Genomic DNA, 13,993 nt, shown 5'->3' on the forward strand with positions numbered 1-13,993 from the left:
CGTGAGCACTCGGGGAACGACCGCCGGAACGCGTCCGTCCGGGGTGTGAGGCCCCGGACGCACGGGGCGGTGACAGGACCGGGCCCGGTCGGCCGGTCAGACGTTGAAACCGAGCATGCGAAGCTGGTCGCGGCCCTCGTCGGTGATCTTGTCGGGACCCCACGGCGGCAGCCAGACCCAGTTGATGACCACGTTGGAGACCAGATCGGCGAGGGCCGAGTTGGCCTGGTCCTCGATCACGTCGGTCAGCGGGCAGGCGGCGCTGGTCAGCGTCATGTCGATGGTGGCGATCGGACGCTCGCCCTCGCCGGCCGGGTCGAGGTTGACGCCGTAGACGAGGCCGAGGTCCACCACGTTGATCCCCAGCTCGGGGTCGACGACGTCCTTCAGCGCCTCGAGCACGTCGTCAAGGGAGCTCTCTTCGTCGTAGGTTCCGGTCGCCGCGTCGGTCGCGGTTCCCGTGGGGGTCTCGGTCGGCTTGCTCACGTCGTCTCCTCACCTCTCGGCGCCCGCGGCGCGGCGCCGTCCATCGCAACGCGGCCGGGGCGGCCGGTCATCCCTGGCTCCTCATCAGCGCGTCCTTGTAGGCCATCCAGGCCAGCAGCGCGCACTTGACGCGGGCGGGGAACTTCGCCACACCGGCGAACGCCACCGCGTCACCCAGCACGTCCTCGTCGGGCTCCACCTGGCCCCTGCCCTGCATGAGCCGGGTGAACTCGTCCACCACCGACAGCGACTCCTCCACCGTGGAGCCGGTGGCGAGCTCGTGCAGCACCGAGGCGGCGGCCTGGCTGATGGAGCAACCCTGGCCGTCGTAGGACACGTCGAGCACCTTGCCGCCGTCGGCCACCTTCACGCGCAGCGTCACCTCGTCGCCGCAAGTTGGGTTGACGTGGTGCACCTCCGCGTCGTACGGATCACGCAGTCCCCGCCCCTGGGGATGCTTGTAGTGCTCCAGGATCAGCTCCTGGTACATGGATTCACCGATCATGGGTCAGCCGAACACCTTCTGCACGTGGTGGAGGCCGCGGACCAGTGCGTCGATCTCGGCCGTCGTGTTGTACAGGTAGAAAGACGCCCGCGTGGTGGCCGGAATTCCGAACCTGAGGTGGAGCGGCCGGGCGCAGTGATGACCTACCCGCACCGCGATCCCGTACACGTCGTCGAGGATCTGCCCCACGTCGTGCGGGTGAATCCCCTCCAGCGTGAACGAGATCGTGCCGCCGCGGGCGATGGGGGTGTGCGGGCCGATGATCCTGAGCCCGGGGACCTCCGGCAGCGCCTCCAGCGCGTACGCGACCAGCTCCTTCTCGTGCGCCTTGATCTGGTCCATGCCCACGGCGGTCAGGTAGTCGGCCGCCGCGCCGAGACCGATCGCCTCGACGATGGGCGGCGTCCCCGCCTCGAACTTGTGCGGCACCGGCGCGTACGTCGAGTGGTCCATCCAGACCGCCTCGATCATCTCGCCGCCGCCGAGGAAGGGCGGCATGGCGTCGAGCAGCTCGCGGCGGCCCCACAGCACGCCGATGCCGGACGGCCCGACCATCTTGTGGCCGGTGAAGGCGACGAAGTCGACGCCCAGCTCGGTCACGTCCACGGGCTGGTGGGGCACCGACTGCGACGCGTCGAGCATCATCAGCGCGCCGACCTCGCGCACGCGCGCCAGGATCGGCGAGACCGAGTTGACCGTGCCGAGCACGTTCGACTGGTGCGTGATCGACACGATCTTCGTGCGCTCGTTGACCAGCTCCTCCAGGCCCCCGACGTCGAGGCGGCCCTCGTCGGTCACGGGGAACCAGCGCAGCGTCGCGCCGGTCCGCTGCGCGAGCAGCTGCCACGGCACGATGTTGGAGTGGTGCTCCATCTCCGAGATGACGATCTCGTCGCCGGGGCCGATCCGGAACCGCTCGTCCTCGCCGACGGGGTTGCCGAAGGCGTACGCGACGAGGTTGAGGGCCTCGGATGCGTTCTTGGTGAAGACGATCTCGTCGCGCGACGGGGCCTGCACGAACGCGGCGATCTTGTCGCGCGCGCCCTCGTACGCCTCGGTCGACTCACTGCCCAGCACGTGCAGCGCCCGGCCGACGTTGCCGTAGTGCCAGGTCAGGTGGTCGCGCATGGCCTCGACCACCTGGGCCGGCTTCTGGGAGGAGTTGCCCGAGTCGAGGTAGACCAGTGACCTGCCTCCGGGCAGTTCGCGGCCGAGGACCGGGAAGTCCTTCCTGATCCTCTCCACGTCGAAGCCGGGCGCACTCATCAGGCGGACACCTTCGACGTGTACGCCTCGTAGCCCTCGGCCTCCAGCTTGTCGGCCAGCTCGGGGCCGCCCTCCTCCACCACGCGCCCGCCGGCGAAGACGTGGACGAAGTCCGGCTTCACGTAGCGCAGGATGCGGGTGTAGTGGGTGATCAGCAGCACGCCGGTGTCTCCGCTCGCGCGGAACCGGTTGATGCCCTCGGAGACCACGCGCAGGGCGTCGACGTCGAGGCCGGAGTCGGTCTCGTCCAGCACCGCGATCTTGGGCTTCAGCAGTTCGAGCTGGAGGATCTCGTGGCGCTTCTTCTCACCGCCGGAGAAGCCCTCGTTGGTGTTGCGCTGGGCGAAGGCCGGGTCGATGGACAGCGCGTCCATGCCCGCCTTCAGCTCCTTGGCGAACTCGCGCAGCTTGGGCGCCTCACCGCGGACCGCGGTGATCGCCGAGCGCAGGAAGTTCGACACGCTGACGCCGGGCACCTCGACCGGATACTGCATGGCCAGGAACAGGCCGGCGCGGGCGCGCTCGTCCACCGACATCTCCAGCAGATCCTCGCCGTCGAGCAGCACGGAGCCGGAGGTGATGGTGTACTTCGGGTGGCCGGCGACGGCGTAGGCCAGCGTCGACTTGCCCGAGCCGTTCGGGCCCATGATGGCGTGCGTCTCGCCGCTGCGGATCGCCAGGTCGACGCCGCGCAGGATCTCCTTGTCGCCCACGGCGACGTGCAGGTCACGAATCTCAAGGGTGGACACTTGTATTTACTCCTTCGAGAGCGAGACGTACACGTCGTCGCCTTCGATCTTGACTCGGTAGACGTTGACGGGCCTGGTGGCGGGCGGCCCGGTGGGCTTGCCGCTGCGCAGGTCGAAGCAGGAGCCGTGGAGCCAGCACTCCAGCGTGTGGTCGTAGACCTCGCCCTCGCTGAGGCGGACCTCGGCGTGCGAGCAGACGTCGTGCAGGGCGAAGACCTCATCGCCGGTCCGCACCAGCGCGACCGGCGTCTCCCCGACCTCCAGGCCGATGACGCCGCCGTCGGGGATGTCGCCGACCTGGCAGACCTTCTCCCAGTGGGCGGTGTCGGCACTCATCGGGCCAGCTCCGCCTCGATCGCGGACAGGACCCGCTCGCGGATCTCCGGCACCTCGATCTTCTCCAGCATCTGGGTGAAGAAGCCGTGGATGACCAGGCGGCGGGCCTCGTCGAACGGGATGCCGCGGGCCTGCAGATAGAAGATGTGCTCGTCGTCGAGGCGGCCGGAGGCGGACGCGTGGCCCGCTCCCGCGACCTCGCCGGTGAGGATCTCCAGGTTGGGCACCGAGTCGGCGCGGGCGCCGTCGGTGAGGATGAGGTTGCGGTTCAGCTCATAGGTGTCGGTGCCCTCGGCCTCGGCCCGGATGATCACGTCGCCGATCCAGACCGCGTGGGCGCCGTCGCCCTGCAGCGCGCCCTTGTAGGTCACGTTGCTGCGGCAGTTGGGCACGCTGTGGTCCACCAGCAGGCGGTGCTCCAGGTGCTGGTCCGCGTCCACGAAGTACAGGCCGGTCAGGTCGGCGTCGCCGCCCGGCGCGGTGTACGACACCGAGGGCGACAGCCGTACGACGTCGCCGCCGAGGGTGACCACGAACGAGCGGAACGTCGCGTCCTTGCCGAGCCGCGCGTGGTGGTGGGAGACGTGCACGGCGTCGTCGTCCCAGTCCTGCACGCTGACGACCTTGAGCGTCGCTCCCTCGGCCACGTCGAACTCGACGTTGTCGGCGTAGACGGCGCTGCCGCGGTGGTCCAGGACCAGCACGGCCTCGGCCAGCGGCTCCACCGACACGAGGATGTGCCCGTAGGCGGTGGCCCCCGCCCCGGATCCCCGCAGCGTGACCACGGTGGGCCGGGAGGCGGCCGTCATCTTCGGCACCGTGACGACGGTGGCCTTCTCGAACGACGAGTAGGCCTGCGCGCTCACCCGGTCGGCCGGCGTGTAGGCCCGGCCGAGCCGGGCGTCGTCGCGGCCGACGGTCTCGACGCGCACCTCGGGTGCTGCCTCGACGTCCACCACGACGCCGCCGGTGACGGCGGCCGTGCCGTTGTGCAGCCCCTTCAGCCGCGACAGCGGCGTGAAGCGCCACTCCTCCTCGCGGCCCGTCGGCACCGGGAAGTCGGCCACGTCGTACGACGACTTCTCGTGCAACGTCGACAGCGGCTTGGTGTCCAGGCCCATCAGCCGACCGCTCCTTCCATCTGCAGCTCGATCAGGCGGTTGAGCTCCAGGGCGTACTCCATGGGCAGCTCGCGGGCGATCGGCTCGACGAAGCCTCGCACGATCATGGCCATCGCCTCGTCCTCGCCGAGGCCGCGGCTCATCAGGTAGAAAAGCTGGTCCTCGGAGACCTTGGAGACCGTGGCCTCGTGGCCCATCGACACGTCGTCCTCGCGGACGTCCACGTAGGGGTAGGTGTCGGAACGGCTGATCTGGTCGACCAGCAGCGCGTCGCACTTGACGGTCGAGGCCGAGCCGGCCGCGCCCTCCTCGATCTGCACCAGGCCCCGGTAGGACGTGCGGCCGCCGCCGCGCGCCACGGACTTGGAGATGATCGTCGAGGACGTCTTGGGCGCGAGGTGCACCATCTTGGCGCCCGCGTCCTGGTGCTGGCCCTCACCGGCGAAGGCGACCGACAGCGTCTCACCCTTGGCGTGCTCGCCCATCAGGTAGACGGCCGGGTACTTCATCGTGACCTTGGAGCCGATGTTGCCGTCGATCCACTCCATGGTCGCGCCCTCGTACGCCACGGCGCGCTTGGTGACCAGGTTGTAGACGTTGTTCGACCAGTTCTGGATCGTCGTGTAGCGGCAGCGGGCGCCCTTCTTCACGATGATCTCGACGACCGCCGAGTGCAGCGAGTCGGACGAGTAGATCGGCGCGGTGCAGCCCTCGACGTAGTGGACGTAGGAGTTCTCGTCCACGACGATCAGCGTCCGCTCGAACTGGCCCATGTTCTCGGTGTTGATCCGGAAGTAGGCCTGCAGCGGGATCTCGACGTTCACGTTCGGCGGCACGTAGATGAACGAGCCGCCCGACCACACGGCGGTGTTGAGCGCGGCGAACTTGTTGTCGCCCACCGGGATCACCGTGCCGAAGTACTCCTTGAAGAGCTCCTCGTGCTCGCGCAGACCGGTGTCGGTGTCGACGAAGATGACGCCCTTCTCCTCGAGGTCCTCACGGATCTTGTGATAGACGACCTCGGACTCGTACTGGGCGGCGACGCCGGCGATGAGGCGCTGCTTCTCCGCCTCCGGGATGCCGAGCTTGTCGTAGGTGTTCTTGATGTCGGGAGGCAGCTCGTCCCAGGACGCGGCCTGCTTCTCGGTCGAACGGACGAAGTACTTGATGTTGTCGAAGTCGATGCCGGTGAGGTCGGAACCCCAGGTCGGCAGCGGCTTCTTCCCGAACAGCCGAAGGCCCTTGAGGCGCAGGTCGAGCATCCACTCCGGCTCGTTCTTGAGCGCGGAGATGTTGCGGACGACCTCTTCGGACAGCCCACGCCGGGCGGTGGCCCCGGCCACGTCCGCGTCGGCCCAGCCGAACTTGTAATTCCCGAGGCCTTCCAGCTCCGGGCGGTCGGTGACAGTCACCTTCCGGACTCCTTGCTCGTCGATGTGCTCGATGTGCTCGATGGATGTGCGGCCGATAGATCGGCGGTCGATGAATCGGCGGTCGATGAATCGGCGGCTGATAGATCGGGACGCGCGTGCCGGGCGGCGAGCGCGTGTGAACTCACGTGGGTGGTGCAGACCCCGTCGCCGTTGGCGATCGTCGCCAGGCGCTGCACCGGCGTGCCCAGCAGCCGGGCGAAGGCCTCGGTCTCCGCCTCGCACAACTGCGGGAACTGCTCCGCGACGTGCGCGACCGGGCAGTGGTGCTGGCACAGCTGCTCGCCGCCCTTGCCCATCGCGGACGCCGAGGCCGCGTAGCCCTCGGTGGACAGCGCCTCGGCCAGCACGCGGACCCGCTGGTCGGCGGGGACCTCGCGCATCAGCGCCTCGAGCCGGCCGACCAGCCCGGACACCTGCGCCTGAGCGAACTCCGACACCGCCTCACCGCCCAGGCGCTCGGCCAGGAAGCGCAGCGCGCTGCCGGCGAGGTCGTCGTAGGCGTGGACGAAGGCGCTGCGGCCCGCGTCGGTGATCGCGAACATCTTCGCCGGCCTGCCGCGCCCCCGCTGGCCGCGCGGGCGGGCCGTACGCGGCTCTATCATGCCTTCGGCCAGCAACGCGTCGAGATGGCGGCGCACCGCGGCAGGGGTAAGCCCGAGCCGCTCACCGAGCGCCGCCGCGCTCACCGGGCCGTGCTCCAGGATGAGCCGCGCCACCCTGGCCCGGGTGCCGCGCTCGGCACCGATGTCCATGTGCACGGGGGACGCCGAAACGGGCCGCGTCACCACGGCCTTCTCGGCGTTCTGCTTCCCCTGCACGTTTTTCACAACATCAGTGTGCCGTAATTCCTTCCCCGGCGACAAACCCAAGATGGGGTCGATGGAGATGCAATTTCTCACGCAGGCAAGCCTTACCTAACCTGCGACGATGAGACTTTTCCGCATCCTTTGCCTCCCGGGGCTGGAATGGAGGCACTCGCCGACGAGAGCGCGCCTCCCGCTCCCTAGACTCGATGCCGTCGACGACCGACCAGGGCGGCCCGCATCCGGCCCGCTCCGGCGGTCGGTCCTGTGAGGGGGGGCCGGTGGGAGTGCCGGAGGTTGACAGCGCGTTCGACAGCACGCTCGGCGGCGCGGGCGACGTCGCGCCGGCGGTCGAGATCGACGGGCTGGTCAAGCGCTACGGAAGCACCACGGCCGTCGACGGGCTGACCCTCACCTGCGCGCGGGGCGCCGTCACCGCGATCCTCGGGCCGAACGGCGCGGGCAAGACCTCGACGATCGAGATCTGTGAGGGCTTCCGGCGGCCGGACGGCGGGACCGTGCGCGTGCTCGGCCTGGAACCGGCCGACCCCGCCCTGAGGCCGCGCCTGGGAATCATGCCGCAGACGGGAGGGGTGCCTCCCGCCGCCCGCGCGGGCGAGTGGCTGCGGGTGGTCTCGGGGTTCCACGCCCACCCGCTCGACCCCGGCGCCCTGCTCGGCGTGCTCGGCCTGACCGACCACACGCGCACGCCGTACCGGCGGCTGTCGGGCGGCCAGCAGCAGCGCCTGTCGCTCGCGGCGGCGGTGATCGGACGGCCCGAACTGGTCTTCCTCGACGAGCCGACCGCCGGGCTCGACCCGCAGGCACGGCACGCCTGCTGGGACCTGGTCGCCGCGCTGCGCGCGGCCGGAGTGTCGGTGGTGCTGACGACCCACCAGATGGACGAGGCCGAGAAGCTCTCCGACCACGTGGTGATCATCGACCACGGCCGGGTCGTGGCCGAAGGCACGCCCGAGTCGCTGACCGGCGCCGAGCGTCAGCTCAGGTTCCGCGCGCGCCCGGGACTCGACCTGGAGGAACTGCTGGCCGCGCTGCCGCCGGGCAGCGCCGCCAAGGAGTCGCCCTCGGGGCACTACATCATCGAGGGGCAGGTCGGCCCGCAGCTGCTCGCCACCGTCACCGCCTGGTGCGCCACCGAGGGCGTCACCACCGAGGACCTGCGCATCGAGCGGCGCACGCTGGAGGACGTCTTCCTCGAACTGACCGGCAGGGAGCTGCGGTGACCGCGATCGCCACGCTGGACCTCACGCCACGGCCGGGAGCCGCACCGCTGCACCGGATGGTCCTCGCCCAGGCGGGCGCGGAGATCCGCGCCATGCTGCGCAACGGCGAGCAGCTCCTGCTCACGCTCATCATCCCGATCCTGCTGCTCGTCGGTTTCTCCACCGTCCCGCTGGTGGACGTCGGCGCCGGCGCGCGCATTGACTTCGTCGCCCCCGGCATCCTCGCGCTCGCGGTCATGTCGACCGCGTTCACCGGGCAGGCGATCGCGACCGGCTTCGAGCGCAGGTACGGCGTGCTCAAGCGCCTGGGCGCGACCCCGCTGTCGCGGACCGGGCTGCTGCTGGCCAAGACCGTCGCGGTCGTCGCCGTGGAGGCGCTGCAGGTCGTGGTGATCGTCGCGGTGGCGCTCGCGCTCGGCTGGTCGCCACACGGCGACCCGCTGTGGGCGGTGCCGCTCCTGTTGCTGGGCACGGCCGCCTTCAGCGGCCTCGGCCTGCTCATGGCCGGCACACTGCGGGCGGAGGCGACGCTGGCCGGGGCCAACCTCGTCTACCTGGTGCTGCTCGGGCTCGGCGGCGTGCTTTTCCCGCTTGACCGGTTCCCCGCCGGGGTGCAGCACGTGCTCGGACTGCTGCCGATCAGCGCGCTCACCTCCGGCCTGCGGACCGTCCTGAGCGCCGGCGGCGGCTTCCCCGGCGGCGCGCTGCTCGTGCTGCTGTGCTGGACGGTGGCCGGGCTCGTCCTGGCCGCCCGCACCTTCCGCTGGGAGTGACGCGAGCCGCCGGGACTGCCACCGGGCGGCCTGAACGACCCCGGGCTCCGAAAGTGACGGCGCGGGAGCGACGCCGGGGGGCCGCACCGGCGAGCTGCTGCTCAGCGCATATGATTGCGGGCGTTTACTCGTGATCTATGCCATTTTGTGGGGCCGCCGGCATGACCGCTGAATCCCTTCCGGGAGCCGAGCCGTATCGCATGAGGCCGTCGCCGGGCAGGGCCCTACGGGCCGCCTCGGACGCGATACCCCCGTCGGGGCTGGTGCTGCTGGGCATCCTGTCGGTCCAGGTGGGCGCCGGACTGGCCAAGAACCTGTTCACGCAGCTGCCCCCCTCGGCCGTGGTCTTCCTGCGCATCGCCACCGGCGCCGTCATGCTGCTGGCCGTCGTCCGGCCCAGGGTGCGCGGGCTGTCGTGGCGCGACGTCACCGTCGGCGTCGCGTTCGGGCTCAGCCTCGGGCTGATGAACCTGTCGTTCTACGAGGCCCTCGCCCGGCTGCCGATCGGGGTCACGGTGGCCATCGAGTTCCTCGGGCCGCTCACCCTGGCCGTGGTGTCCTCCCGCCGCCGGGTCGACCTGCTGTGGGTGACGCTGGCCGCCGCGGGCGTGATCCTGCTCGCCCCCTGGGGACAGGCGGGGACCGTGAGCTGGGCGGGAATCGGTTTCGCCGCGCTGGCGGGGACGTTCTGGGCCGCCTACATCGTGTTCTCCCAGGCCACCGGCGCCCGCTTCCCCGGCGCGAGCGGGCTGTCGTTCGCCATGATCGTGTCCGCGATCGTCGTCGCGCCCATCGGGGTCACCGCGGGCGGGAGCGATCTGCTGCGGCCCGAGATCCTGCTGGTCGGCGCGGGGGTGGGCCTGCTCTCCTCCGTCATCCCCTACTCGCTGGAACTCGAGGCCCTGCGCCGGATGCCCAAGCGGGTCTTCGGCATCCTGATGAGCCTGGAGCCCGCCGCCGCCGCGCTCGTCGGCCTGTTCGTCCTGCACGAGGTGCTCCAGATTCGCGAGTGGGCGGCGATCGGCTGCGTGGTCGTCGCCTCCATCGGCGCCACCCGCGCCGACGCCTGAGCGTCCGGTCGGCCGCGGGATCGCGCGTTCGACGCGGTGTTCTACCCGGCGTTCGACCCGGTGTCCGACCCCGCGTCCGACGCGGTCACCAGGGCGACGCCGGCCCGCCCGACCAGATCGCGCGCACGTGCCGGAGATGGTGGTTCATCAGGCTCTCGGCCGCCGCGGCGTCGCCGCGTACGAGGGCGTCGAGAAGGTCGAGGTGCTCGCACGCCGAGGCCGCCATCATCCGCGCGTCGGGCAGCCCGCGCAGCCCGTAGAGCCGGGCCCTGCCGCGCAGGTCCCTGACCGTCTCGACCAGCCGGGCGTTGCCCGACAGGGCCAGCAGCGCGAGATGGAACCGCTGGTCGGCGGCCACGTAGGCGAGCAGGTCGCCCCTTCCGGCGGCCGAGACGATCTCCTCGGCGATCGGGCGCAGCGCCTCGGCCTCCGCAGCCGGGCACTGACCGGCGAGCCGGGCCACCGTCGGCACCTCGAGCAGCCGTCTGATCTCGATGATCTCGTCGAGGTCGCGCTCGGACACCTCCGCGACCCGGAATCCCTTGTTGCGCAGGGCCTCGAACAGGCCCTCCTTGGCGAGATCGAGCATCGCCTCGCGCACCGGCGTGGCCGAGACCCCGAATCTGGCCGCCAGCGCGGGGGCCGAGTAGACGACGCCGGGCCGCATCTCCCCGGCCACCAACGCGTCGCGCAGCGCCTGCGCCACGCGCTCGCGCAGGTTCTGCCGCGCTCCGGCGCCCGGCGCATGGAGGTCGTCACACGCGCGGTCCACCGGTCCGTTCCCCGCCCCGCCCATCGACCGGCCCCTCCTCGGTCCCGTACGGCCGATCGTACCGGCCCTGCCAGGAAAACGATCAGCGCGGACGCGGCGGGCCCGAGGCGGCGGAGGCGCGCGCGGCCCGGGAGAGGGACCGCCCACAGGGCCGCCTACGATGAATTCCGTGAATCCCACGACTGACCGGATCCGCGGCACGCTGCTCGCCTTCTACCGCTCGTTCATGTTCCCGACGAGCGAGTCGATGCGGCGGTGGGCCCTGGCGGCGATCGTGGTCAACATCGGCATCACCGTCACCGGCGCCGCCGTCCGCGTCACCGGCTCGGGCCTGGGCTGCCCGACCTGGCCGCGCTGCACGCCCGACAGTTTCGTGCCGGCGAGGATCGACACGCACGCGCCGGTCAACATGGCGATCGAGTTCGGCAACCGACTGCTGTCGTTCCTCGTGCTCGCGGTCGCGGTCGCGTGCGTGATCGCCGCGTGGCGACTGTCGCGGGGCGAGCGCGGCCGGCCGGTCCTGCTGCGGCTCGCGCTGGTGCAGCCGGCCGGCGTCCTCGTCCAGGCCCTGTGGGGCGGGGTCGTGGTACGCACGCTGCTCAACCCGGTGACCGTCAGCGTCCACTTCCTGCTGTCCATCGGGATGACCGCCGCCGCCGTCGTGCTGTTCGCCCGGGCGGGCGAGGGCGACGCCCCGGCGCGGCGGCTGGTCCACAAGGACATCCGCACGCTCGCGTACGTGCTGGCCGCGGCGGCCTTCGTGCTGCTGCTGGCCGGGGTCGTGGTCACCGGCACCGGGCCGCACTCGGGAGACGAGGCGGCCTCCCGCTTCGGCTTCGACATCCAGAGCGTGGTGCGGCTGCACACCGACATCGTCTACGTCGTCGTCGGGCTGACGTTCGCCCTGCTGTTCGCCCTGCACGTCACCGGCTCCCCCGTCCGCGCCCGGCGCGGCGCGCTCGTGCTGCTCGGGGTGGAGCTGTCCCAGGGCGTGATCGGTTACGTGCAGTACTTCCTCGCCGTCCCCGCGGCCCTGGTGCTCCTGCACGTGCTGGGAGCCACGCTCGTGTGGATCTGCGCGCTGCGCGTCGTCTTCCTCATGCGGAGCCGGGGCCCCGCGCCCGTCCCCGCTCCCGAGCAGCCGGAGCCGCACCACGCGGGGGTGTGACCCGAGGTGGAGGGGTCACCGGGCTCCTCGTCGCGCGGAGGTCTCCTGTCTCGGGTCGTGCGCCCCTGGACCTGGTCGCGTACGGGCCTGCGCCGGGGGTTCCAGGGGCTCGTCGCCCTGACCGTGCTGCCGCTGACACCGATGACCTGGGCCTGGCTGACGAGCGCTGCCCACCGGGTGACGGCCGAGCCGGGCACGCGCTGGACCGCCGAGGTGCCCGCGATGCCGGCCGCGCTCGTGCTCGGCGCGGGCGTCTGGAACGGGAAACCCAGTGCGATGCTGGGCGCCCGGCTCGACATCGCCGCCGAGCTGTACCGCACGGGCAAGGCGCGGGCCCTGCTGCTGTCCGGCGACAACAGCCGCAAGGACTACGACGAGCCTTCGATCATGCGTGACTACCTGATCGCGCACGGCGTCCCGGCCGCAAAGATCGTGCTCGACTACGCCGGATTCGACACGTGGGACTCCTGCGTACGGGCCAAGGAGGTCTTCGGCGCGTCCCGCCTCCTCGTCGTGACCCAGGTGTTCCACCTTCCCCGGGCCGTCGCGCTGTGCCGCGCGGCCGGGCTGGACGCGTTCGGCGTCGGCGACGACTCCAGCCGCGACTGGCCGCTCGAGACGGTGGTCTACGCCGTCAGGGAGTTTCCCGCCTCCGCCAAGGGCCTGCTGGACAGCGTGATCCTGCACTCCTCACCACGCTTCCTCGGCCGTCGCGAGACCGCGCTCGACCGCGCGCTGGCCGGCCGACTCCCCGTCTCGCCGGGGCGCGGCGGGCGGCGCGCGAAACTTTCACCGGGCGGCCCGCCCTGAGCTGGGCCGACGGGACGGGCGGAGGTCCGTCCACTGGCCGGTGACGGCGTGACGCGTTAGGGTCCGGGCGACGTGGGAGCGCTCCCACCATCCCCAGAGGGAGGTGAGGCCACACCCACAGTGGCTATCGCACCGCGGGTACGAGGCGGATCCTCCTCCGTCCACCCATCGCGCAACGCCCGGGGGGCCGCCATGACGGTCCCCCGGGCGTCTCCCGCGGAGTCGGCGCCGGGCCGTGCCCGGCGAGGTCAGGCCTCGCTCAGCCGCAGCTGATGTCGCTGATCGACGGCGTGGCCGACCCGCTGCCGAGGAACCCGGCCGTGGCCGAGGCCCCAGGAGCCAGCGAGGAGTTCCACTCCGGGGCGTGGATCATCGCGAACGGCCCGCTCTGCATGGACGTCCCGTTCCAGGCCTGGGTGATCGTCGCGCCGTTCGACATCTGCCACTGGATGTACCAGCCGTTGAGCGGGCCCGTGCCGGTGTTCTTGATCGTGACCTCGCCCTGGAAGCCGCCCTGCCAGGTGTTGGTCAGCTTCACCGTGGCCGTGCACGCCGGGTTCCCGGACGTCGGGGAGGCCGAGGGGCTCGGCGACGGGCTCCTGGTGGGCGACGGGCCGGGCGACGGGCTCCTGGTGGGCGACGGGCCGGGCGACGGGCTCCTGGTGGGCGAGGCGCTCGGCGAGGGACTGGGCGAGGCGCCGTCGCGGAGGAAGTTCACGTCCGAGCAGCCGTAGAAGGTCTCCTGGCTGTCCGACCGGTACCAGACCGCATAGATGATGTGCCGGCCGCTCTTGTCGGGCAGCTTGCCGGAGAAGCGGTAGGCGCCGTTGCTGACCTCAGGCTCGGGGTCGGCCGTGAGGAACGGCTGCTCCTCCATGTCGTCCCACGTGAGCGGCTGGGTCGGGTCCCAGCCGTCCTTGGTGACGTAGAGCTTGAAGCCACCGGGGTGCGGCACCCAGGCGCCGTAGACGAAGTTGTAGGTGCTGTTGGCCTTCAGCGTGGTGGTCGGCCAGTCGGTCCGTGGCGCGTCGTAGGCGGCGTACTTGCTGAAACCACCGCTGCACAGCTGGCCGTCGGGGATGAAGCCCCGGGTGCGGCCGCCTCCGTCGGAGCGGAGCACGCCGTACCAGTCGTAGAGAGGCTGGGTGCCGCCGGCCGCCACGGCGTCCTTGCAGGCGGGGTTGTTCGGGATGATCTGGCCGCCGGTGAGGCCGTCGGTGTAGCAGGCGTAGGTGCGGCTCGCGGGGGCCTGCAGGGCGCCGTGCGCCTCGGCCGCGGTCTGCGTCAGGACCGCGATGAGACCGGCGAGCACGGCCGCGACGGCGGCGAGGACGGCGAATTTTCGCCCGGATGTCATCGACAGCGATCTCACACGCGCGGACTGCCATGTGACTCTCGTGCCGGGGGTTTTCTCGCTGGGGGTTCCCATGGTGGGGGGTTCTCCTCATGGTGGGCGG

Annotated in this window: 15 protein-coding genes; 5 read left to right on the forward strand and 10 right to left on the reverse strand. The window is 71.2% G+C overall.

Annotated features, from left to right (window positions below; all coding sequences use genetic code 11):
- Positions 1-96 precede the first annotated feature (96 nt).
- From FLX07_RS20705 to FLX07_RS20740, 8 genes are all read right to left on the reverse strand, one after another.
- Positions 97-486: a metal-sulfur cluster assembly factor gene (locus tag FLX07_RS20705; RefSeq protein ID WP_142572464.1), complete on the reverse strand. Its 390-nt coding sequence runs from the start codon at positions 484-486 to the stop codon at positions 97-99.
- Positions 487-553: 67 nt separating this feature from the next.
- The gene (gene sufU, locus FLX07_RS20710; RefSeq protein ID WP_142572465.1) at positions 554-991 is read right to left on the reverse strand and encodes a Fe-S cluster assembly sulfur transfer protein SufU; all 438 of its coding nucleotides are present in this window, start codon (positions 989-991) and stop codon (positions 554-556) included.
- Positions 992-994: 3 nt separating this feature from the next.
- Entirely contained in the window at positions 995-2,257 is a 1,263-nt protein-coding gene (locus FLX07_RS20715; RefSeq protein WP_142572466.1) for a cysteine desulfurase, read from the reverse strand.
- Entirely contained in the window at positions 2,257-3,006 is a 750-nt protein-coding gene (sufC, locus tag FLX07_RS20720; RefSeq protein ID WP_142572467.1) for a Fe-S cluster assembly ATPase SufC, read from the reverse strand. Before sufC ends, FLX07_RS20715 begins: the two co-directional genes overlap by 1 nt.
- Positions 3,007-3,012: 6 nt before the next feature.
- On the reverse strand, positions 3,013-3,342 hold the full coding sequence (locus tag FLX07_RS20725) for a non-heme iron oxygenase ferredoxin subunit (protein ID WP_142572468.1): 330 nt from the start codon (positions 3,340-3,342) through the stop codon (positions 3,013-3,015).
- Complete coding sequence (gene sufD / locus FLX07_RS20730; RefSeq protein WP_142572469.1) at positions 3,339-4,463, reverse strand: Fe-S cluster assembly protein SufD; 1,125 nt, start codon at positions 4,461-4,463, stop codon at positions 3,339-3,341. The genes FLX07_RS20725 and sufD overlap by 4 nt, the downstream gene beginning before the upstream one ends.
- Positions 4,463-5,875 (reverse strand): Fe-S cluster assembly protein SufB, encoded by a 1,413-nt coding sequence (sufB, locus tag FLX07_RS20735; RefSeq protein ID WP_142572470.1) that lies wholly within the window; start codon positions 5,873-5,875, stop codon positions 4,463-4,465. Before sufB ends, sufD begins: the two co-directional genes overlap by 1 nt.
- The gene (locus FLX07_RS20740) at positions 5,872-6,648 is read right to left on the reverse strand and encodes a helix-turn-helix transcriptional regulator (protein ID WP_142572540.1); all 777 of its coding nucleotides are present in this window, start codon (positions 6,646-6,648) and stop codon (positions 5,872-5,874) included. The genes sufB and FLX07_RS20740 overlap by 4 nt, the downstream gene beginning before the upstream one ends.
- A gap of 338 nt (positions 6,649-6,986) precedes the next feature.
- Here FLX07_RS20740 and FLX07_RS20745 point away from each other — a divergent pair, with 338 nt between their 5' ends.
- From FLX07_RS20745 to FLX07_RS20755, 3 genes are all read left to right on the forward strand, one after another.
- Positions 6,987-7,943, forward strand: coding sequence for an ABC transporter ATP-binding protein (locus FLX07_RS20745; RefSeq protein WP_229689843.1), 957 nt, complete (start codon positions 6,987-6,989; stop codon positions 7,941-7,943).
- Positions 7,944-7,999: 56 nt separating this feature from the next.
- A complete protein-coding gene (locus FLX07_RS20750; protein WP_142572541.1) occupies positions 8,000-8,716 on the forward strand; it encodes an ABC transporter permease in 717 nt (238 codons plus the stop codon).
- Between the two features lie 161 nt (positions 8,717-8,877).
- Positions 8,878-9,786 carry an EamA family transporter gene (locus FLX07_RS20755; RefSeq protein WP_142572472.1) on the forward strand — a complete coding sequence of 303 codons (909 nt, stop codon included), beginning with the start codon at positions 8,878-8,880 and terminating at the stop codon, positions 9,784-9,786.
- 85 nt (positions 9,787-9,871) lie between these two features.
- Here FLX07_RS20755 and FLX07_RS20760 read toward each other — a convergent pair whose 3' ends face one another.
- Complete coding sequence (locus FLX07_RS20760; RefSeq protein WP_229689842.1) at positions 9,872-10,558, reverse strand: GntR family transcriptional regulator; 687 nt, start codon at positions 10,556-10,558, stop codon at positions 9,872-9,874.
- Positions 10,559-10,727: 169 nt separating this feature from the next.
- Here FLX07_RS20760 and FLX07_RS20765 point away from each other — a divergent pair, with 169 nt between their 5' ends.
- Positions 10,728-11,726: a COX15/CtaA family protein gene (locus tag FLX07_RS20765; RefSeq protein ID WP_373292590.1), complete on the forward strand. Its 999-nt coding sequence runs from the start codon at positions 10,728-10,730 to the stop codon at positions 11,724-11,726.
- Positions 11,727-11,783: 57 nt separating this feature from the next.
- Positions 11,784-12,536 (forward strand): SanA/YdcF family protein, encoded by a 753-nt coding sequence (locus FLX07_RS20770; RefSeq protein ID WP_189105027.1) that lies wholly within the window; start codon positions 11,784-11,786, stop codon positions 12,534-12,536.
- A 259-nt stretch (positions 12,537-12,795) separates the two neighbouring features.
- Here FLX07_RS20770 and FLX07_RS20775 read toward each other — a convergent pair whose 3' ends face one another.
- Positions 12,796-13,893: a lytic polysaccharide monooxygenase auxiliary activity family 9 protein gene (locus FLX07_RS20775; RefSeq protein WP_142572476.1), complete on the reverse strand. Its 1,098-nt coding sequence runs from the start codon at positions 13,891-13,893 to the stop codon at positions 12,796-12,798.
- Positions 13,894-13,993: the final 100 nt, after the last annotated feature.

Source organism: Microbispora bryophytorum (genome assembly GCF_006874465.1).
GTDB lineage: Bacteria > Actinomycetota > Actinomycetes > Streptosporangiales > Streptosporangiaceae > Microbispora > Microbispora bryophytorum.

Bases quoted from the DNA above. Each gene is read 5' to 3' on its own strand.
- FLX07_RS20715 (WP_142572466.1), bottom strand. From the start codon at position 2,257: ATGAGTGCGCCCGGCTTCGACGTGGAGAGGATCAGGAAGGACTTCCCG.
- FLX07_RS20775 (WP_142572476.1), bottom strand. From the start codon at position 13,893: ATGACATCCGGGCGAAAATTCGCCGTCCTCGCCGCCGTCGCGGCCGTG.
- FLX07_RS20750 (WP_142572541.1), top strand. From the start codon at position 8,000: ATGGTCCTCGCCCAGGCGGGCGCGGAGATCCGCGCCATGCTGCGCAAC.
- sufD (WP_142572469.1), bottom strand. From the start codon at position 4,463: ATGGGCCTGGACACCAAGCCGCTGTCGACGTTGCACGAGAAGTCGTCG.
- sufU (WP_142572465.1), bottom strand. From the start codon at position 991: ATGATCGGTGAATCCATGTACCAGGAGCTGATCCTGGAGCACTACAAG.
- FLX07_RS20740 (WP_142572540.1), bottom strand. From the start codon at position 6,648: ATGGACATCGGTGCCGAGCGCGGCACCCGGGCCAGGGTGGCGCGGCTC.
- FLX07_RS20755 (WP_142572472.1), top strand. From the start codon at position 8,878: ATGACCGCTGAATCCCTTCCGGGAGCCGAGCCGTATCGCATGAGGCCG.
- FLX07_RS20725 (WP_142572468.1), bottom strand. From the start codon at position 3,342: ATGAGTGCCGACACCGCCCACTGGGAGAAGGTCTGCCAGGTCGGCGAC.